The sequence below is a fragment of the Mycobacterium sp. SMC-8 genome (assembly GCF_025263565.1).
In the GTDB taxonomy this organism is placed as follows: Bacteria; Actinomycetota; Actinomycetes; order Mycobacteriales; family Mycobacteriaceae; genus Mycobacterium.
In genome coordinates this window covers 2,666,816-2,679,535 of the sequence record NZ_CP079865.1, presented here as the reverse complement: position 1 = coordinate 2,679,535, position 12,720 = coordinate 2,666,816, and the positions used below count along the sequence as shown (strand labels likewise).

Genomic DNA, 12,720 nt, shown 5'->3' with positions numbered 1-12,720 from the left:
GAGGCCGAATATCGGTGATCAGTTAAGCCTGTGACCCGCGTGGCTGTGGATTAGCTGTATGTGAACAGACACCCTGTGGCATCATCTGCGGCGACCAGGTACGAAACGCTCGCTGACCCGTGACTGAAGGAGATTGCCGATGACCGCCCCCTCCCGAGCCCTCGCCCGCACCGCGAAAGTGCTCGGAATAGCAGCTATCGGCGCGTTCGGCGCGGCCGCGTTCATCGGCCTTGGCGCAGGCTCGGCAGAGGCGGACGTTCGGAAGGTGGCCCCCGGCCCGACCGTGAAGAGCCGGCAGGCCTCGGAGAACTCCGTGATCCGGATCAACGACTTCGGTGTCGCGCGCGGCATCTCCGAGGCGCGCGTCGCCGACGCCGGGATCGTGCACGCGCAGGGCGAGGTCCGCGACAGCACCAAAGCGGTCCAGGGCAGCAAGTCCCGGCCGTTCCGCGGCGGCTTCCCGACCGGCCCGGCCATCGGGGACTGGTGATCTGACGGGCTGACCGTCATCTGCGGGCCGCGCGCGCGATCCGGTCCGCCACCACCCGCACCGCGGCGATGACCTCGGGCGGTTCCAGCACCTCGAAGTCGCAGCCCGGCATGGCCAGCCACGGCACCATGCGTTCAGGGTCGTCGGCGCCGGTGGTCAGGATGCACGCGTACGGCCCGTCGGACTGCACGGTCACCGACGCCGCGGGGAACACCCGAGCGACCGCGTCCCGCGGGGCGAAGTACCGCACCCGCGCCACGTACGGGTAGGGCGACGACGAGATCGCGTGCTGCACGTAGGCGGCGGCGTCGGGCGCTTCCCGCGGCGTGAACGTCGTTCCCACCGCGTGCACGTCCGACATCCGGTCCAGCCGCAGGCTGCGCCAGTCGTCGCGGTCTCGGTCAAAGCACAGCAGATACCAGCGCCGCCCGGTCGTCACCAGCTGATACGGCTCCAGCCGCCGCCGGGTCACGTTCCCGCGGACGTCCACGTAGCCGGCGGTGACGTGCTCGTGGTCGCGGCTGGCGCGCGCGAGCGTCATCAGCACGTCGGGCTCAACCGGGGTGTCGGTCGCCGATCCCAGCGTCACCGTCGTGTCGTGGACAGCGGCGACCTGCGAGCGCAGCCGCGCCGGCATCACCTGATCCAGCTTGCTCAGTGCCCGCAGCGCCGACTCGCCCACCCCGGCCACGCTGCCTCCCGCAGCCACCCGCAGACAGACCGCCATGGCCACGGCCTCGTCCGGGTCGAGCAGCAGCGGCGGCAGCGCGGCGCCGGCGCCGAGCTGGTAGCCGCCGCCGTGCCCGGTGCTGGCGTGCACCGGATAGCCCAGCTCCCGGAGCCGGTCGACATCGCGCCGCACGCTGCGCGTCGTCACCCCGAGCCGCTCGGCGAGTTCCTCGCCACTCCACACCCGGCGCGACTGCAACAGACCCAGCAGCTGCAGTGTCCGGCCGGTCGTCTCCGCCATGTCGACAGTCTGCCTCAGTTGTAGGACAGAAACTGTCCTCAATGGCTGCCAGGGTGTACTCCATGAGCACCGACGTCGCTTCCTCCCTGGCCGAGCAGCTCGACTGGCACTGGACCCGTCAGCTCCGGCCCCGCCTCGACGGCCTCACCGACGAGGAGTACTTCTGGGAACCGGTGCCCGGCTGCTGGACCGTGCGCAGGGACGGCGCGCGGCTGTTTCCGGACTTCGCGTATCCACCGCCGCGGCCTGAGCCGTTCACCACGATCGCCTGGCGGATGGCACACGTGATCGTCGGCGTGCTCGCGATGCGCACCCACTCACATTTCGGCGGCCCGCCGGCCGACTACCAGACGTGGGACTACGCCGCGGACGCCGAGACCGCACTGCGCCAGCTCGACGACGCGTACCGCGGCTGGACGTCGGGCGTGCGCGTCCTCACCGACTCCGACCTCGCCGCGCCGTGCGGCCCCGCCGAGGGTCCGTACGCCGACGAGCCGATGGCGACGCTGGTGCTGCACATCAACCGCGAAGTGATCCACCACGGAGCTGAAATCGCTTTGCTCCGTGACCTTTTCATCCACACCTCCAAGGAGAACTGATATGCCTGCAATGCCCCCTCCGATCGCCGACGAGCGAGCCGGACTCACCGAGTACCTGCGCGCGCAGCAGTATGCTTTCCACGCGATCGCGTACGGCCTCACCGACGCCCAGGCGCGGTCCAAGCCGTCGGTGAGCGCGATGTCGATCGGCGGGCTGATCAAGCACGTCACCTTCTGCCAACGCGGCTGGATGGAGCGGGTGGCCGCCGCGCCGCACATGTGCGAGAGCGACACGCGTCCGATTCAGGATCAGGCCGCCGATTACGACGACCAGTTCGTGATGCGCGACGACGAGACCCTCGCCGACCTCCTGACCGCGTTCGACCGGCAGAACACCGAGACGCTGCACCTGTTGCAGACATGCGACCTCGGTGCAGCAGTACCCATTCCGCAGCAGGTGCCGTGGTTTCCCAAGGACGTGCCTGCCTGGTCGGTGCGCTGGGTGTTCTTCCACATGATCGAGGAGCTCGCCCGGCACGCCGGCCAGGGCGACATCATCCGGGAGAGCATCGACGGCGCCACCCTGTACGAGTTGGTCGCCGGGCTGGAGGGCTGGCCCGAGACCGAGTGGCTCAAGCCGTTCACCCCGGCGTCTTCCCCAGCCTGACTGACGAGCCGCCCTTCTCAAGCGCCGAAATCGCATTCCACGCGCGTCAAGTCGCCGAATCATCGCGCTGGGTGCAATTTCGGCGGCAGAGGAGTCAGCGCAGCACGAGCCGCAGCGCGTAGCCGACCACGGCTTCGAGGTCGTCACCGAGGTGCCCCGCCAGCCACTGCTGGGCGAGTTCGGCCATCGCGCCGGTGTACATCGCGGCGCCCACCACCGCAGCCGTCGGGTCGGAGTCGGGGTGCAGCCGCCACCCTTCGGTCAGCACCGCCTCCCGCAGCAGATCCTGGGTGGCGGCCCGTCGCGCCGTCAGCACCGGGTTGGCCCGCGCATCAGTGAACAGCAACCGTCCGCGACGCGGGTCGGCGGAACTGAAGTGCAACACCGCGGTCATCCCCGCGCGGGTGCGCGCGGGCAGGGACTCTCCGGCCCGGGACATCGCCTCCTCGACCACCGCGGCGAGTTCGGCGCTCACCCGGTCGTACACCGCGCCCAGCAGGTCGTCGGTGTCACGGAAGCTCTCGTAGAAGTAACGGGTGTTCAGCCCGGCCTCCCGGGACACCGAGCGCACCGACACCGCGGGCTCACCGCCGTCGCCGAACAGCCGGAACGCGGCTTCGACGAGCAGCGCGCGACGCTCGGCCCGTCGGTCGGCCAGCGACACACCGGCCCACCTCGTCGGGCTCGCCACCGGACTGGCCGCCGGCGGGGTCGCCGCCGATCTGGACGGGGCATTGGACACCGCTACAGCGTAGTGGTTCTGGCCACAGGCGTACCCAGACGATATTCTGGGCACACCCGTGACCAACTTTTCGGAGGCGCCCGAATGTTCCTGCCGCATCAGATCGCCCAGCAGGCCGTGCAGAACGTGGTGGACAAACGGTTCGACCAGGACATCCGTCGGCACTTCTTCAAGGGGATGGACTTCGCCGGTCCGCTCGGCGATCCCGGCTGGTTCGGGCCCCGCAGCGCCGTCTGGCACGTGCACTCGCACATGGAGGCGCTGGTGTTCGGGCTGCAGTGCGCGGCGTTCATCGAGCGTCTCGACCCGTCGATCTACTGGATGGGCATCCACCACTCGCGCCTCGTCAAGCCGGAGTCCAGAGACGATCCGATGCCCGAGATCGACCCCAAGGGCGCGCTGGTCCGGCTCGGCCATTCGGTCGCGTTCTTCATCGGCACCGCCTACGGCTCGACCGCGACCGCGGAACGCCTCGCGCTGGCGGTGCGCTCGATGCACCACACCGTCAAGGGAACCCGTCCGGACGGCGCCAGGTACGACGCCGACGACCCCGAGTGGCTGCGCTGGAACTACGCGACGGTGGTGTGGGGTATCGCCACCGCCCACGAGCTCTACCACCCGCAGCCGCTGCGCGGTAAGAAGCTCGACCGCTACTACGGGGAGTTCGTTCGGGTCGGGCACGCGCTCGGCGGCACCGACCTGCCCACCACCAAGGCCGAGACACTGGACTGCCTGAAGTCCTATCTGCCCAAGCTGGCGGTCACCTACGGCACCGCGATGGCCACCGGCCCGAATCTGCCGCTGCCGCAGGCCGCACTCAACTGGGCGATGCGCGACGCGATGCCGTCCTGGGCGAAAGGCCTGATCCAGCATCGCGATCCGAACATCCTGGAGCGCACGGCGCGGCGCGCCATGGTGTGGTCTGTCATCAACGGATTGCACGCCGCATCGGGCCCGGTCCCGGAATTCGAACAGGCCAGAGCGCGCGTCACCGACGGTCTCGACCCGGAGCTGGCGCCGCACACACTGCCGTCCTACCGGCCGGGCGACGATCCGGTGCGGACCCGGACCGAACTCGAAGACGCCTTCGCCTGAGCGCGGCACATGGGTTAGCGTGAGTGAGGGCCGGGGGGCCGAACCAGTCACCGAGGGGGAGATCGATGCGAAAGTTCCTCGCCGCGGGCTGTACCGCAGCCACGCTCACCGCCGCAGCGTTGGGAATGGCCAGCGCCACCGCGCAGCCCGAGCCGATGGAAATGCCCTCGTTCGAGGGCATGACGCTGCAGACCGCCAAGGAGATGTTTTCCGGGATCACCGGTCGCGAACTCGGCACCAGGGTCATCAACACCACCGCGCACACGCCGATGAACCCGGCGACGTGGGAGGTGTGCGGTCAGAAACCCTCACCGGGGGCCAAGCTGACCGACAGCACCTCCGCCGCGGTCGCCGTCGCCCCGCCCGGCATGTGCGCCGCCTGAGCGACGCGCTTTCTGCCGTGTGACCTGATCCACAGCTTTTTCGCCCGCCTCGCGGCTTTTGAGACACTGCAGAGATGACTGCACCGCGGAAACCATCCCACCGCGACGTTGCCAGGCTGGACCGGGTACCGCTTCCGGCCGAGGCAGCCCGCATCGGAGCGACCGGCTGGCAGATCACCCGGACCGGCGCGCGCGTCCTGACCAAACTCACCGGACGCGGCTCTCTTGCGCAGAAGATCGTCAAAGAGGTCCCGCAGGCATTCGCCGATCTCGGACCCACCTACGTCAAGTTCGGCCAGATCATCGCATCCAGCCCGGGTGCCTTCGGTGAACCACTCAGCCGCGAGTTCCGCAGCCTGCTGGACCGGGTGCCGCCGGCCGACACCGACGCCGTTCACAAACTGTTCAGGGAGGAACTCGGCAACGAGCCGCAGAATCTGTTCAAGTCGTTCGACGAGAAGCCGTTCGCGTCGGCCTCCATCGCCCAGGTCCACTACGCCACCCTGCACACCGGCGAGGAGGTGGTGGTCAAGATCCAGCGGCCGGGCATCCGCCGCCGGGTCGCCGCCGACCTGCAGATCCTCAAGCGCGGCGCCTGCCTGGTCGAGTTCGCCAAGCTCGGGCAGCGGCTCTCCGCGCAGGATGTGGTAGCCGATTTCGCCGACAATCTGGCCGAGGAACTCGACTTCCGGTTGGAGGCGCAGTCGATGGACGCGTGGGTCGCGCACATGCACGCCTCCCCGCTCGGCACGAACATCCGGGTGCCGCAGGTGTACTGGGACCTGACCAGCGAGCGGGTGCTGACGATGGAGCGCGTGACGGGTGTGCGCATCGACGACGTCGCCGCGATCCGCAAGAAGGGGTTCGACGGCACGGAGCTGGTCAAGGCGCTGCTGTTCAGCGTGTTCGAGGGCGGCCTGCGCCACGGCCTGTTCCACGGCGATCTCCACGCGGGCAACCTGTACGTCGACGACGACGGCAAGATCGTGTTCTTCGACTTCGGCATCATGGGCCGCATCGACCCGCGCACCCGATGGCTGCTGCGCGAACTGGTGTACGCGCTGCTGGTCAAGAAGGACCACGCCGCCGCGGGCAAGATCGTCGTGCTGATGGGCGCGGTCGGGACCGTCAAGCCCGAAGCCGAGGCCGCCAAGGACCTGGAGAAGTTTGCCACCCCGCTGACACTGAAGTCGCTGGGCGATCTGAGTTACGCCGAGATCGGCAAGCAGCTCTCCGCACTTTCCGACGCGTACGACGTGAAGCTGCCGCGCGAGCTGGTGCTCATCGGCAAACAGTTCCTTTACGTGGAGCGCTACATGAAGCTGTTGGCGCCGAACTGGCAGATGATGAGCGATCCGGCGCTGACGGGGTACTTCGCGAACTTCATGGTGGAGGTCAGTCGCGAGCATTCCGACGAACTGGAAACCTGACCGCTATCGCGCCCGCACGCTGAGCACGTCGGTGACGTCGGTCCAGTCCATGTTCGCGACGCGGCAAACCGGTGCTCCATGCCGTACCGGTTCCACGACGAGCCGAAGCACGACTCGACGGCGACTTCGGGCAACAGCCCACCGGCCTCGGCCGACCGCGCAAAACGCTACACGGGCAGGCGCGCTCTCACATCTCTTTCCTCACGGGGTACCTGCTGTTCGCCGCAGATGTCACACATTGTCATAGTGGTAAGCGGGCACATGAACAGCGACAAGACACTGGAGGTTTGGTGGAGGTCCGGGTAGGGACGGCGAAGTCGGGTGAGCTGGACATCCACTACGAGGACATGGGCGACGCGAACGACCCGGCCGTTCTCCTGATCATGGGCCTGGGCGCCCAATTGCTGTTGTGGCGCAAGGGTTTCTGCGAGAAGCTCACCGACCAGGGCCTGCGGGTCATCCGGTTCGACAACCGCGACGTCGGCCTGTCCAGCAAGCTGCCCCACCACCATTCCGGTGCCCCGCTGGTGCCGCGGATGGCGCGGTCACTGGTCGGGCTGCCGAGCCCCGCCGCGTACACGCTCGAAGACATGGCCGACGACGCGGCGGCGCTGCTCGACCACCTGTCAATCGACAGCGCGCACGTGGTGGGCGGGTCGATGGGCGGCATGATCGCCCAGATCTTCGCCGCCCGCCACCAGATCCGTACCAGATCACTCGGGGTGATCTTCTCCAGCAACAACCAGGCGGCGCTGCCGCCTCCCGGACCACGCCAACTCGCCGCAATTCTGCAGCGCCCCAAGGGTTCTGATCGCGAGGCGGTCATCGAGAACGCGGTGCGGGTGGCCCGGATCATCGGCAGCCCGGGTTATCCGGCGACCGAGGAGCGGCTGCGCGCCGATGCGATCGAAGGGTACGACCGCAGCTACTACCCGGCCGGGGTCGCCAGGCACTTCGCCGCGATCCTGGGCAGCGGCAGCCTGCGGCGCTACAACCGGCAGACGACCGCGCCGACGGTGGTCATCCACGGCAAGGCGGACAAGCTGATGCGGCCGTCGGGCGGCCGGGCCGTCGCCCGGGCGATCCCCGGCGCCCGCCTCGTGTTGTTCGACGGCATGGGCCACGAATTGCCCGAGCCCCTGTGGGACGACATCGTCGGAGAACTGAAGACCACGTTCGCCGAAGCTCCCTGACTTTCGCGTCAAAGCACGTTCGGTGAAGTGCGCGTAGCATCCTCGGCAGGGCACGACGCGCCGTCTTACAGGAGATTCTCTTCGGGCTGTGTCCGGGGAAGGCCCTCTTGGCCTCGAAACGCAATCTCACGCCTCACTTCGACGACGTGCAGGCGCACTATGACCTCTCGGACGAGTTCTTCCGCTTGTTCCTCGATCCGTCCCAGACCTACAGCTGCGCGTACTTCGAACGCGAGGACATGACTTTGGAGGAAGCGCAGCTGGCCAAGGTCGACCTCGCACTCGGGAAACTCGGTCTGGAGCCGGGAATGACGCTGCTGGACGTCGGCTGCGGCTGGGGGTCGGTGATGATGCGCGCCGTGGAGTCCTACGACGTCGACGTCGTCGGACTGACGCTCAGCGCGAACCAGAAGGCTCACGTCGAGCGGCTGTTCGCGGAATCAGGCGACAGCAGACGCAAACGCGTCCTGCTGACCGGCTGGGAGCAGTTCGACGAACCCGTCGACCGCATCGTCTCGATCGGCGCGTTCGAGCACTTCGGGTTCGACCGCTACGACGACTTCTTCGCCATGGCCGCCCGGGCACTGCCCGAGGACGGCGTGATGCTGCTGCACACCATCACCGCGCTGACGATGCCCCAGATGACCGAGCGCGGGATGCCGCTGACCTTCGAGGTGGCCCGGTTCGTGAAGTTCATCCTGACCGAGATTTTCCCCGGTGGCCGGCTGCCGTCCATCGAGAAGGTCGAACAGCATGCGAGACCAGCGGGTTTCGACCTCACCCGCACGCAGTCGCTGCAGCCCCACTACGCGCGCACGCTGGACTGCTGGGCCGCGGCTCTGCGCTCGCGCCGGGACGAGGCGATCGCGGTGCAGTCAGAAGAGGTCTACGACCGGTACATGCACTACCTGACGGGCTGCGCAAAGGGCTTCCGGGTGGGCTACATCGACGTCAACCAGTTCACCCTGGCCAAGTAGCGCGGGCCTGCGGGTTGGCTCCCGTGCCACGCCGAACGCTAGTCTGATGCCTTCAGGACGCGTGTTTGCAGAAGCGCCGAGCCGCGTCTTCGGTACGGTCTTGCACAGTTGATATGGACCGGAAGCGGCGAAGCAGGGGAAATATGTCTGACCAATCCAGCGGCACGAAGGATCTGACGCCTCATTTCGAGGACATCCAGGCTCACTACGACCTGTCCGACGACTTCTTCGGTGTCTTCCAGGACCCGACCCGTAAGTACAGCTGTGCGTACTTCACCGGGCCGAATGTGACCCTCTCGGAAGCACAGATCGCCAACGTCGACCAGCACCTCGACAAGCTCAACCTCAAGCCCGGCATGACGCTGCTCGAGGTGGGCTGCGGCTGGGGCCTGACCCTGCAGCGCGCGATGGAGAAGTACGACGTCAACGTCATCGGCCTGACCTTGTCGAAGAACCAGAAGGCCTACTGCGATCAGCTGCTGGGCAAGCTCGACTCCGAACGCACGTTCGATGTCCGGCTGGAGGGCTGGGAGCAGTTCCACTCCCCCGTCGACCGCATCGTGTCCATCGAGGCGTTTGAGCACTTCGGCTTCGAGCGCTACGACGACTTCTTCAAGATGTGTTACGACGTCCTGCCCGAGGACGGCCGGATGACGATCCAGAGCAGCGTCGGGTACCACCCCTACGACCTGGCCGAACGCGGGAAGAAGCTGACGTTCGAACTGGCCCGGTTCATCAAGTTCATGATCACCGAGATCTTCCCCGGCGGCCGTCTGCCCACCACACAGATGATGGTCGAGCACGGCGAGAAGGCCGGATTCGTGGTGCCTGAGACGATGTCGCTGCGCAACCACTACATCAAGACGCTCGGCATCTGGGCCGACCGCCTTGAGGCCAACAAGGACGCGGCGATCGCGGCGACCGACGAAGAGAACTACCAGCGCTACATGCGTTACCTCAAGGGCTGCCAGTACTACTTCATCGACGAGTCGATCGACGTCAGCCTCGTCACCTACCTGAAGCCGGCCGTCGCCGCCTAGTCAGACCGCAGAGCCGGACAAGAAGAATCCCCCGCACGCCTGAATGCGGGGGATTCCTCCTGTCGGCCCTCAGGCCGCGGCCGGTGTGCCGGTGTCGGCGGTCTCGGTCTCGGTGTCGGCGGTCTCGGTGTCGGCGGTCTCGGTGTCGGGGTCGGCGGTCTCGGTGTCGGCGTCGGTGGCATCCTGGTCTGCGTCGTCGATGTCCACCGCATCGTGGTCGACGGTGACCTCGTCCTCGTCGATCACCGTCTCGTCGTCGGTGACTGTTTCTTCACCGGTGGTGACTTCGTCCTCGTCGATCACCGTCTCGTCGCCGGTGGTCTCGTCGCCGGTGGCGGTCTCCTTCCCGGTACCCGCGGCTTCTTCCTCCACGGTGCCCTCAGTGACGGCAGTCTTTCCGACGTCGGTCTGGATGATCGTCGACCGGCTCTGCGATGCGATCGCCGCGGCGGCGTCTTCGGTGCTCTCGCCGACGTCCGGCGACTGCACCTCATTTTTCGGGATGAAGTTCTGGATGAAGGCCTCGACGCCCTTGACGGCGGCCACCACCAGGTCGACACCGACCTTGAGCCAGTTCTGGAAGAGGTTGAACGGCAGTATCGTCGAACCCCGGCTCACCGCCGGATTGCCGCTCCAGTCGTAGCCGAGGTCGACCAGCTCCCGCAGTACCGGTTCAGCCAGGTCGATGAACGGCTTGGCCAGCCAGCCGAGCCCCGCCGAGTCGGCCAGCGAGCGGACGAGATCGGTGAGCGGCAGGCTCGTCGCGGGAATCATGATGTAGCTGTTGCCGAAGTCGTCGAAGCGACAGTTGCCGGGGTTGACCCCACAGTCGAGCTGCGGCGCCAGGGTCTGGTCGGTGTAGCCGTACGGCATCGGCAGGTCATCTTCGGCGTTCGGCGCAAGGTAGTACCCGTGCACCGTGTCGAACGCGGCGATCATGTTCGCGATGGCGAACAGGTTCCCCCAGTAGCGGGGAGCGTAGACTACCGGGTCGTATTCGAAACCGATTGTGGTGGTTGCGATTCCGGTATCCGTCGGCATGGGCGGTTCGAAGGACAGGTCGAGGATCGGCACGGGATCCCCGAGCAGGAAGCGCAGCCAGGCCAGCCGCTGCCACAACCCGCCGTCGGGATTCTGGATCCCTCCGATGGTGACGACCTTGAGCCGGTCTTTCACGGCGTCGGGAAGATCGAGACCGGCGATTTCGGCCAGCGCGTTGGCGACCACGGCGCCGCCCTGGGAGTACCCGAAGATGTAGACGTCCTCGTCGGAGTCCCCGAGGAACGGATCCAGCGCCGCCATCAGGTGGTCGACGCCTTCGTCGACCGAGACGTCCCACTTCTCACACCGGCCCGGGACACACCACCCCGGAAGAAAGGACATCGGCCAGAACGAGGCGGGATACGGAATGCCGACCAGATCCGGATCGGCACAGTCGGTGGCGCACACCAGCGGCCCGATGTACCGGCTCCAGGCGTTTTCTCGGTAACCCTCGATATCGGGGTCCGGTGTCCCGGTGCCCGGCACGATCAGCGCCGTGGCGCCGTACGCCAGCGCCGATACGAAGGCGGAGGCGACGCCCAATGCCATGACAGTGACGAAGGAGACGATGACGAGCACCAGTGCACGGGCCTGAGAACGCACGTGACAACGATCACATACCGCGGGCCACGTCGGCGGCGATTTTGCGATCTCGCCAGACCCCGATCCGGCCGCAAAGCATAGGGAAATTCCCGATTCGTCCCCATCGGACGTTCGCTTACCGTCGGAGCATGGCCGACGTGCGGGGTGCGACGAACTTTCTCGCGGAGTGGTATCTGCCCGATCTCGCCGAGACGACGGTCGACGACATCGTCTCGCGGCTCGACGCGGCCACCGCCGCCGTCTCGGATGAAGGCAGGCGTGTCCGGCTGGTGGTGACGCTGTCGGTCCCCACCGATGAGGTGCTCTACGGCGTGTTCGACGCCGAGTCCCCCGATGCTGTCGGCGCCGCCTGCCGGCGCGCAGGAGTCCCCCATCAGCGGTTATCCACACACGTGGTGGCCCGCTTCGTCAGCACCGGAGCAGCCTAAAGGCACGCAGTGCCAATACTTTGCCGCCCGCGTTCACTCCTCGGGCGCTCCGGCGCCGGTCCCACACTGTGGCCCGTGAAACCACTGGAAGATCCCACTTCTGGCCGTCGGTGAGAATTTCTCGACGATCGATTACCGAATTGACGGCCACGGTGCTATGTTGCTGCGCGAGGGTGCTCTTCGGTCGTCGCGTCGCGGTAGGCCAGGGGGACACCGTCGACTTCTGGCCGAGATGCCCGAGTCTCCGTTCGTGGGGGACGGTACTCCGGCAGGGCCAGGAAGCCGGCGACCGAGGAGCACTCTCAGAAGCCAAATACCAAGAAGCCCCGCACCGGACAGGTGCGGGGCTTCTTGTCGAGCGTGGTGGCCTACTCCTCCGTGAAATTCCGGGTCACCGCCGGGTCGACCGGGATTCCGGGGCCCGTGGTGGTGGAGACGACGACCTTCTTCAGGTAGCGGCCCTTCGACGAGGACGGCTTGGCGCGCAGCACCTCGTCGAGCGCGGCGCCGTAGTTCTCGGCGAGCTTCTTCTCGTCGAACGACGCCTTACCGATCACGAAGTGGAGGTTGGCCTGCTTGTCGACGCGGAAGTTGATCTTGCCGCCCTTGATGTCCGCGACGGCCTTGGCCACGTCCGGGGTCACCGTGCCGGTCTTCGGGTTCGGCATCAGACCGCGGGGGCCGAGGATACGGGCGATGCGGCCGACCTTGGCCATCTGGTCCGGCGTCGCGATCGCCGCGTCGAAGTCGAGCATGCCGCCCTGGATCTGCTCGATCAGGTCGTCGCTGCCGACGATGTCGGCGCCGGCGGCCTGCGCCTGCTCGGCCTTGTCGCCGACGGCGAACACGGCCACCCGCGCGGTCTTACCGGTGCCGTGCGGCAGGTTCACGGTGCCGCGGACCATCTGGTCGGCCTTGCGGGGGTCGACACCGAGCCGGATCGCGACCTCGACGGTGGCGTCCTGCTTCTTCGACGACGTCTCCTTGGCCAGCTTCGCGGCCTCCAGCGGCGTGTAGAGCCGGCTCCGGTCGACCTTCTCGGCGGCTTCCTTGTAAGCCTTGCTGTTCTTGCTCATTGATTTCTCCTTAATTCAGAAGTTGTGGTGCGGGCCGATGCCAGCC

14 protein-coding genes are annotated in these 12,720 nt (G+C 67.1%); 10 read left to right on the top strand and 4 right to left on the bottom strand.

Annotated features, from left to right (window positions below; all coding sequences use genetic code 11):
- Nucleotides 1-139 precede the first annotated feature (139 nt).
- Nucleotides 140-490 (top strand): hypothetical protein, encoded by a 351-nt coding sequence (locus KXD97_RS13045; RefSeq protein ID WP_260757186.1) that lies wholly within the window; start codon nt 140-142, stop codon nt 488-490.
- Nucleotides 491-506: 16 nt separating this feature from the next.
- Here KXD97_RS13045 and KXD97_RS13040 read toward each other — a convergent pair whose 3' ends face one another.
- Entirely contained in the window at nt 507-1,460 is a 954-nt protein-coding gene (locus tag KXD97_RS13040) for a YafY family protein (protein ID WP_260757185.1), read from the bottom strand.
- A gap of 62 nt (nt 1,461-1,522) precedes the next feature.
- On the opposite strand from KXD97_RS13040, the gene KXD97_RS13035 reads away from it, so the two are divergent.
- Both KXD97_RS13035 and KXD97_RS13030 read left to right on the top strand, forming a co-directional pair.
- Nucleotides 1,523-2,059 (top strand): DinB family protein, encoded by a 537-nt coding sequence (locus KXD97_RS13035; RefSeq protein ID WP_260757184.1) that lies wholly within the window; start codon nt 1,523-1,525, stop codon nt 2,057-2,059.
- A 1-nt stretch (nt 2,060) separates the two neighbouring features.
- The gene (locus tag KXD97_RS13030) at nt 2,061-2,666 is read left to right on the top strand and encodes a DinB family protein (RefSeq protein ID WP_260757183.1); all 606 of its coding nucleotides are present in this window, start codon (nt 2,061-2,063) and stop codon (nt 2,664-2,666) included.
- Nucleotides 2,667-2,760: 94 nt separating this feature from the next.
- On the opposite strand, the gene KXD97_RS13025 is transcribed toward KXD97_RS13030, so the two are convergent.
- On the bottom strand, nt 2,761-3,357 hold the full coding sequence (locus KXD97_RS13025) for a TetR/AcrR family transcriptional regulator (RefSeq protein WP_260757949.1): 597 nt from the start codon (nt 3,355-3,357) through the stop codon (nt 2,761-2,763).
- Between the two features lie 135 nt (nt 3,358-3,492).
- On the opposite strand from KXD97_RS13025, the gene KXD97_RS13020 reads away from it, so the two are divergent.
- The 6 genes from KXD97_RS13020 to KXD97_RS12995 all read left to right on the top strand — a co-directional run bounded on the left by KXD97_RS13020 (nt 3,493) and on the right by KXD97_RS12995 (nt 9,526).
- Nucleotides 3,493-4,503: an oxygenase MpaB family protein gene (locus tag KXD97_RS13020; protein ID WP_260757182.1), complete on the top strand. Its 1,011-nt coding sequence runs from the start codon at nt 3,493-3,495 to the stop codon at nt 4,501-4,503.
- 65 nt (nt 4,504-4,568) lie between these two features.
- Nucleotides 4,569-4,886 carry a hypothetical protein gene (locus KXD97_RS13015; RefSeq protein ID WP_260757181.1) on the top strand — a complete coding sequence of 106 codons (318 nt, stop codon included), beginning with the start codon at nt 4,569-4,571 and terminating at the stop codon, nt 4,884-4,886.
- Nucleotides 4,887-4,960: 74 nt separating this feature from the next.
- Nucleotides 4,961-6,316: an AarF/ABC1/UbiB kinase family protein gene (locus KXD97_RS13010; RefSeq protein WP_260757180.1), complete on the top strand. Its 1,356-nt coding sequence runs from the start codon at nt 4,961-4,963 to the stop codon at nt 6,314-6,316.
- A gap of 290 nt (nt 6,317-6,606) precedes the next feature.
- A complete protein-coding gene (locus tag KXD97_RS13005) occupies nt 6,607-7,509 on the top strand; it encodes an alpha/beta fold hydrolase (RefSeq protein WP_260757179.1) in 903 nt (300 codons plus the stop codon).
- Nucleotides 7,510-7,616: 107 nt separating this feature from the next.
- The gene (locus KXD97_RS13000; protein WP_260757178.1) at nt 7,617-8,486 is read left to right on the top strand and encodes a cyclopropane mycolic acid synthase family methyltransferase; all 870 of its coding nucleotides are present in this window, start codon (nt 7,617-7,619) and stop codon (nt 8,484-8,486) included.
- Nucleotides 8,487-8,629: 143 nt separating this feature from the next.
- Nucleotides 8,630-9,526, top strand: coding sequence for a cyclopropane mycolic acid synthase family methyltransferase (locus tag KXD97_RS12995; RefSeq protein ID WP_260757177.1), 897 nt, complete (start codon nt 8,630-8,632; stop codon nt 9,524-9,526).
- A gap of 69 nt (nt 9,527-9,595) precedes the next feature.
- Here the strand turns inward: KXD97_RS12995 and KXD97_RS12990 are convergent, their stop codons facing one another.
- A complete protein-coding gene (locus KXD97_RS12990; protein ID WP_260757176.1) occupies nt 9,596-11,170 on the bottom strand; it encodes a PE-PPE domain-containing protein in 1,575 nt (524 codons plus the stop codon).
- A gap of 128 nt (nt 11,171-11,298) precedes the next feature.
- Between KXD97_RS12990 and KXD97_RS12985 the strand changes: the two genes are divergently transcribed.
- The gene (locus KXD97_RS12985; RefSeq protein ID WP_260757175.1) at nt 11,299-11,598 is read left to right on the top strand and encodes a hypothetical protein; all 300 of its coding nucleotides are present in this window, start codon (nt 11,299-11,301) and stop codon (nt 11,596-11,598) included.
- Between the two features lie 368 nt (nt 11,599-11,966).
- Here the strand turns inward: KXD97_RS12985 and rplA are convergent, their stop codons facing one another.
- Nucleotides 11,967-12,674, bottom strand: a complete 708-nt coding sequence (rplA, locus tag KXD97_RS12980; RefSeq protein ID WP_260757174.1) for a 50S ribosomal protein L1 — start codon at nt 12,672-12,674, stop codon at nt 11,967-11,969.
- Nucleotides 12,675-12,720 lie beyond the last annotated feature (46 nt).

Bases quoted from the DNA above. Each gene is read 5' to 3' on its own strand.
- KXD97_RS13045 (WP_260757186.1), top strand. From the start codon at position 140: ATGACCGCCCCCTCCCGAGCCCTCGCCCGCACCGCGAAAGTGCTCGGA.
- KXD97_RS13040 (WP_260757185.1), bottom strand. From the start codon at position 1,460: ATGGCGGAGACGACCGGCCGGACACTGCAGCTGCTGGGTCTGTTGCAG.
- KXD97_RS13035 (WP_260757184.1), top strand. From the start codon at position 1,523: ATGAGCACCGACGTCGCTTCCTCCCTGGCCGAGCAGCTCGACTGGCAC.
- KXD97_RS13030 (WP_260757183.1), top strand. From the start codon at position 2,061: ATGCCTGCAATGCCCCCTCCGATCGCCGACGAGCGAGCCGGACTCACC.
- KXD97_RS13020 (WP_260757182.1), top strand. From the start codon at position 3,493: ATGTTCCTGCCGCATCAGATCGCCCAGCAGGCCGTGCAGAACGTGGTG.
- KXD97_RS13015 (WP_260757181.1), top strand. From the start codon at position 4,569: ATGCGAAAGTTCCTCGCCGCGGGCTGTACCGCAGCCACGCTCACCGCC.
- KXD97_RS13010 (WP_260757180.1), top strand. From the start codon at position 4,961: ATGACTGCACCGCGGAAACCATCCCACCGCGACGTTGCCAGGCTGGAC.
- KXD97_RS12995 (WP_260757177.1), top strand. From the start codon at position 8,630: ATGTCTGACCAATCCAGCGGCACGAAGGATCTGACGCCTCATTTCGAG.
- KXD97_RS12985 (WP_260757175.1), top strand. From the start codon at position 11,299: ATGGCCGACGTGCGGGGTGCGACGAACTTTCTCGCGGAGTGGTATCTG.
- rplA (WP_260757174.1), bottom strand. From the start codon at position 12,674: ATGAGCAAGAACAGCAAGGCTTACAAGGAAGCCGCCGAGAAGGTCGAC.